Raw genomic sequence first — 6,341 nt, forward strand, 5'->3', positions numbered from 1 at the left:
ACCGCCGGGGTGCCCCCACCCACGGGACGGTCCACCCCAAACCGGACAGCACCCGCGCGGGCGGGCGGGAGGCGCGCGTGGGGGCGGCCTGGCCTCTTCCGGGCGACCCGGACACCAGGGACATCCGCCCCCAACGTTCCGCCGCCCGCGTCGAGCTACGGACGGTCACCCTGGCCGGCCGGCCAACCATCCCATCCGCCCCTTTGCTCTGCTTCACCACAGGCAACAGGCACGGCCGGTAACTGTTGCCTCCGCTGAAGCAGACAAAGGCGAGCAGGAACAACCCTGCTCGGGGCGGCCGAGTCGAAGATGCCTGGTCAGGAGCTTCCGACGAACCGGGGTGGCGTCCCCAACGGGACCGCTCACTAGCTCTGCGGTGTCTTGGTGCCCTCGTCCAGGGCGGCCTGGATCGCCTCGGCCGTCCGCTTCCCCACCCCGGGCACCTCGGTGATCTCTTCGACGGTGGCGGCGGAGAGCCGCTTGAGCGAGCCGAAGTGCCGCAGCAGCGCCTTGCGCCGGATGTCGCCGAGCCCGGGGATGTTGTCCAGCGCCGACTCGGTCATCCGCTTCGAGCGCCGCTGCCGGTGGAAGGTGATGGCGAAGCGGTGCGCCTCGTCGCGGACCCGCTGCAGCAGGTAGAGCCCCTCCGAGGTGCGCGGCAGGATGACCGGGAACTCGTCGTCGGGCAGCCAGACCTCCTCCAGCCGCTTGGCCAGCCCGCACAGCGCCACGTCGTCGATGCCCAGCTCGGCGAGGGCCTGCGCGGCGGCGGCGACCTGCGGCGCGCCGCCGTCGACCACCACCAGTTGGGGCGGGTACGCGAACCGGCGCGGCCGGCCGGTGGTCGGGTCGATGCCGGGCCGGTCCGGGTCACCGGCGGTCTCCTCGCCGATCTCCCCCGTCTCGGCACGGGCGTCCAGGTAGCGGGCGAACCGCCGGCGCAGCACCTCGGACATGGCGGAGAGGTCGTCGGTGGCGCCCCGGACGATGAACCGCCGGTATTCGCTCTTGCGGGGCAGCCCGTCCTCGAAGACGACCATGCTGGCCACCACGTCCGTGCCCTGGATCTGGGAGACGTCGAAGCACTCGATGCGCAGCGGCGACGTCCGCATGCCTAGCGCGTCGGTGATCTCGTCGAGCGCCTTGCTACGGGTGGTCAGGTCACCGGCCCGCCTGAGCTTGTGCCGGGCGAGGGCGTCCTTGGCGTTGCGCTCCACGGTCTCCATCAGCGACTTCTTGTCGCCGCGCTGCGGCACCCGCAGCGACACCCGGCTGCCCCGATGGGTGGAGAGCCAGTCGGCGAGCGCGTCGGCGTCGGCGGGCAGCTCGGGCACGAGCAGCTCGCGGGGCACATCGGTCTCGCCCTGCTCCCCGCCGTAGACCTGGGTGCAGAAGTGGTGCACCAGGTCGCCGGTGCTCAGGTCCTCGGTCTTCTCCACCACCCAGCCGCGCTGGCCGCGGACCCGGCCGTCGCGGACGTGGAAGACCTGGACGGCGGCTTCGAGCGGATCGTCGGCGAAGGCCACCACGTCGGCGTCGGTGCCGTCGCCGAGCACCACCGTCTGCTTCTCCATCGCCCGCCGCAGGGCGGCGACGTCGTCGCGGAGCCGGGCGGCCCGCTCGAACTCCAGTTGCTCGCTGGCCTCGGTCATCTGCCGCTCGAGCCGGCGGACCATGGTATCGGTGCGGCCGGCCATGAAGTCGCAGAACGCGTTGACGATGTCCCGGTGCTGCTCGGCGGAGACGCTGCCGACGCACGGCGCGGAGCACTTGCCGATGTAACCCAGCAGGCAGGGCCGCCCGACCTGGCCGGCCCGCTTGAACACGCCGGACGAGCAGGTCCGCGCGGGGAAGACCCGGAGCAGCAGGTCGAGCGTCTCGCGAATCGCCCAGGCGTGCGAGTACGGCCCGAAGTAGCGCACCCCCTTGCGCTTGGCGCCCCGCATCACCTGGAGCCGCGGGTACTCCTCGTCGAGGGTGACGGCCAGGTACGGATACGACTTGTCGTCGCGGTAGCGGACGTTGAACCGCGGATCGTACTGCTTGATCCAGGTGTATTCGAGCTGGAGCGCCTCGACCTCGGTGCCGACGGTGACCCAGTCGACGGACTCGGCCGTGGTGACCATCTGCTGGGTGCGCTGGTGCAGGCCCCACAGGTCGGCGAAGTAGGAGTTGAGCCGGCTGCGCAGGTTCTTCGCCTTGCCGACGTAGATGACCCGGCCGGTGCCGTCCCGGAAGCGGTAGACCCCTGGCGACTCCGGAATGGTGCCGGGCGCGGGACGGTAGGTCGAGGGGTCAGCCACGCCGACAAGCCTAGTCCGCACCCCCGACACCCGGCCCCGCCGCCACAGGCGGCCCACCCACTGCCATCCGGCGACGCGGATCAGGGTGTCGGGGGGCGGTCGGGAAGATCGGAGACCCTCGCCGAGCCGGTGGTGACGCGAAGGAAAGGGTCAGGCGAGGGCGATCTGGTCGCCGTCGACCTTGATGTTCTTGGCCGCCAGCGGGCGGGTGGCGGGGCCCTGCTTCACCGAGCCGTCGGTGATCGAGAACCTGCTGCCGTGGCAGGTGCAGTTGATGGTGCCGCCGTCGACGTTCGACACCGGGCAGCCCTGGTGGGTGCAGATCGGGTCGAAGCCCTTGAACGTTCCCGGCTCGGGCTGGGTGATCACCACGCCCTTGCTGGCGTACACCGCGCCGCCCCCGACCGGGATGTCCGTGGTCCGGGCCAGCGGGCCGGAGGTGTCCCGGTTGCCGCCCTCGGCGTCGCCGGCGCCGGTCGCGCCCGGGCCGCCGCTGGTCGGGGCGGAGGTCCCGTCGCCGGAGTCGTCGTCGCTGCCGCAGGCGGCCAGCGCGACCGACACCCCGACCGCGCCGGCGCCCGCGAGAAGGGCCCGGCGCGTCTGCGTACCGGGCCCGGTCAGCACCTGATCGTCACTCATATCCGCCCTTTCTCTCGGCTGCCGCCCCCGTCGTGATCCGCGGCCACGTTTCTGGAACACGGATCACTGTGCCGCACGGTTCATACTGGCGCGTCACGAAATGGATATCGGAACGGGCGGGCCGGTTTCCCGACCCGCCCGCGTCGTACCGTCGGCTCAGCGCGCCCCGGCCGTGACCTTGCGGGTACGCGACTTGGTCGCCGCGCCGTTGGCCTTCGCCGCCCGCGACGTGGCCGCCCTGGCGCCCTTGGGCTCGCCGTCGAGCTTGAGCACCTGGCGCAGGAACTGGCCGGTGTGGCTCTCGGTCACCTCGGCGACCTCCTCCGGGGTGCCGGTGGCGAGCACCGTGCCGCCCCGGTGGCCGCCCTCGGGGCCCATGTCGATGAGCCAGTCGGCGGTCTTGATCACGTCGAGGTTGTGCTCGATGGTGATCACCGTGTTGCCCTTGTCGACCAGGCCCTCGAGCACCATCAGCAGCTTGCGGATGTCCTCGAAGTGCAGGCCGGTGGTCGGCTCGTCGAGCACGTAGACCGTCCGACCCGTGGAGCGCTTCTGCAGCTCGGAGGCGAGCTTGACCCGCTGCGCCTCACCGCCGGACAGCGTCGGCGCGGGCTGGCCGAGCCGGACGTAGCCGAGGCCCACGTCGACCAGTGTCTTCAGGTGCCGGTGGATGGCCGGGATGGCGGAGAAGAACTCGGCCGCCTCCTCGATCGGCATCTCCAGCACGTCGGAGACGGTCTTGCCCTTGTAGTGCACCTCCAGGGTCTCCCGGTTGTACCGGGCGCCCTTGCACACCTCGCAGGGGACGTAGACGTCCGGGAGGAAGTTCATCTCGATCTTGATGGTGCCGTCGCCGGAGCACGCCTCGCAGCGGCCACCCTTGACGTTGAACGAGAACCGGCCCGGGCCGTACCCCCGGACCTTCGCCTCGGTGGTCTCGGCGAAGAGCTTGCGGACGTGGTCCCAGACCCCGGTGTAGGTGGCCGGGTTGGACCGCGGCGTCCGGCCGATCGGCGACTGGTCGACGCCGACGACCTTGTCCACGTGCTCCAGGCCGGTGACCCGGGTGTGCCGCCCGGGGACCAGCCGGGCGCCGTTGATCTGGTTGGCCAGCACCGCGTACAGGATGTCGTTGACCAGCGTCGACTTGCCGGAGCCGCTGACCCCGGTGACCGCGATGAGCTGGCCGAGCGGGAACGACACGGTGAGGTTGCGCAGGTTGTGCTCCCGCGCCCCGTGCACCACCAGCTCCCGGCCGGGGGTCTGCGGCCGCCGCTGCCGCGGCGTCGGGATCGACTTGCGCCCCGACAGGTACGCCCCGGTGACCGACTCCTGGTTTTCCAGCAGCGCCGGCACCGAGCCGCTGTGCACGATCTCGCCGCCGTGCTCGCCGGCGCCCGGGCCGATGTCGACGATCCAGTCGGCGACCCGGATGGTGTCCTCGTCGTGCTCGACCACGATCAGCGTGTTGCCCAGCCCGCGCAGCCGGATCAGCGTCTCGATCAGCCGGTGATTGTCCCGCTGGTGCAGGCCGATCGACGGCTCGTCCAGCACGTAGAGCACGCCGACCAGGCCGGAGCCGATCTGGGTGGCGAGCCGGATGCGCTGCGCCTCACCGCCGGAGAGGGTGCCGGCCGCACGGTCCAGGGAGAGGTAGTCCAGGCCGACGTCGAGCAGGAACTTCAGCCGGGCGTTGATCTCCTTGAGCACCCGCTCGGCGATCATCTTCTGCCGGTCGGTCAGCTCGATGCCGGCGAGCAGCTCGGCCGCGTCCCCCACCGACAGGTTGCAGACCTCGGCGATGCTCCGGCCGGCCAGGGTGACCGCGAGCACCTCCGGCTTGAGCCGGGTGCCGCCGCAGGCCGCGCAGGGCACGTCCCGCATGTAGCCCTCGTACTTGTCCCGCGACCACTCCGACTCGGTGTCGGTGTGCCGGCGCTCGATCCACTGCACCACGCCCTCGAACCCGGTGTAGTAGGAGCGCTCGCGGCCGTACTTGTTGCGGTAGCGCACGTGCACCTGGTCGTCGGAGCCGTGCAGGATCGTCTTCTGCGCCCGCGACGGCAGCGCCCGCCAGGGCGTGTCGATGTCGAAGTGCTGGCTCTCGCCGAGCGCCTCCAGCAGGCGGAGGAAGTATTCCAGGTTGTGCCCGGTGGCCCAGGGCTGGATGGCGCCCTCGCGCAGGGTGCGCTCCGGGTCGGGGACGACCAGCTCCGCGTCGACCTCCTTCTTGGTGCCCAGGCCGGTGCACTCCGGGCAGGCGCCGTACGGCGCGTTGAAGGAGAAGACCCGGGGCTCCAGGTCCTCGATCGCCAGGGGGTGGTCGTTAGGGCAGGCCAGGTGCTCGGAGTAGCGGCGCTCCCGGTCCGCGTCGTCCTCGGGCAGGTCGACGAAGTCCAGCAGCACCAGGCCGCCGGAGAGGCCGAGCGCCGCCTCCACCGAGTCGGTCAGCCGCTGCTTGGCGCTCGCCTTCACGCTGAGCCGGTCGATCACCACCTCGATGGTGTGCTTCTCCTGCTTCTTGAGCTTCGGCGGCTCGGTCAGCGGGTGCACCACGCCGTCGACCCGGGCCCGGGCGTAGCCCTTGGCCTGGAGCTCGGCGAAGAGGTCGACGTACTCGCCCTTGCGGCCGCGGACCACCGGCGCGAGCACCATGAACCGGGTGCCCTCGTCCATCGCGAGGACCCGGTCGACGATCTGCTGCGGGCTCTGCTTGGAGATCCGCTCGCCGCAGACCGGGCAGTGCGGCTCACCGATGCGGGCGAAGAGCAGGCGCAGGTAGTCGTAGACCTCGGTGATGGTGCCGACGGTCGAGCGCGGGTTGCGCGAGGTGGACTTCTGGTCGATGGAGACCGCGGGGCTGAGGCCCTCGATGAAGTCGACGTCGGGCTTGTCCATCTGGCCGAGGAACTGCCGGGCGTACGACGACAGCGACTCGACGTAGCGGCGCTGGCCCTCGGCGAAGATGGTGTCGAAGGCCAGGCTCGACTTGCCCGACCCGGAGAGCCCGGTGAAGACGATCAGGGCGTCCCGGGGCAGGTCGAGACTGACGTCACGCAGGTTGTGCTCGCGCGCGCCACGGATGATCAGTCGATCGGCCACGGTCCGTGTACTCCCGGGAGAAGAAGGTGGGGCGGATCTGTCCGCTCCGAGCGGAGTCTGAGCGGTTTGCGGGCGCAGAAGAGACGCCTCGGCAACTTTAGCCCCGAGGTACGACAACTTTCCGCGCCCGCACATTCCCCCAGCTCAGGTGCCGGTCACACCGGCCCGATCCGGGCCGGCGTGCGCCGTCGACCGGTTCAGAATCCGCCCGGCGACGGAGGCGGCACCGGACGCCCCGTCCGTCGCCGGCCGCCGCGCCGGCCGCCGCGACCTCGGCGTCCTGGTCGCGTTCAACGA

At 71.2% G+C, this 6,341-nt stretch carries 3 protein-coding genes; all 3 read right to left on the reverse strand.

Annotation, left to right across the window (positions count from 1 at the left end; genetic code table 11):
* Positions 1–365: 365 nt before the first annotated feature.
* Positions 366–2,303, reverse strand: a complete 1,938-nt coding sequence (gene uvrC, locus JNW87_RS33050) for an excinuclease ABC subunit UvrC (RefSeq protein ID WP_109805334.1) — start codon at positions 2,301–2,303, stop codon at positions 366–368.
* 150 nt (positions 2,304–2,453) lie between these two features.
* Positions 2,454–2,942 (reverse strand): Rieske (2Fe-2S) protein, encoded by a 489-nt coding sequence (locus JNW87_RS33055; protein WP_109805333.1) that lies wholly within the window; start codon positions 2,940–2,942, stop codon positions 2,454–2,456.
* A gap of 156 nt (positions 2,943–3,098) precedes the next feature.
* Positions 3,099–6,044, reverse strand: a complete 2,946-nt coding sequence (gene uvrA / locus JNW87_RS33060; protein ID WP_109805332.1) for an excinuclease ABC subunit UvrA — start codon at positions 6,042–6,044, stop codon at positions 3,099–3,101.
* Between the last annotated feature and the right edge of the window lie 297 nt (positions 6,045–6,341).

The organism is Micromonospora sp. ATA51 (assembly GCF_016802855.1).
Classification (GTDB): Bacteria; Actinomycetota; Actinomycetes; order Mycobacteriales; family Micromonosporaceae; genus Micromonospora; species Micromonospora sicca.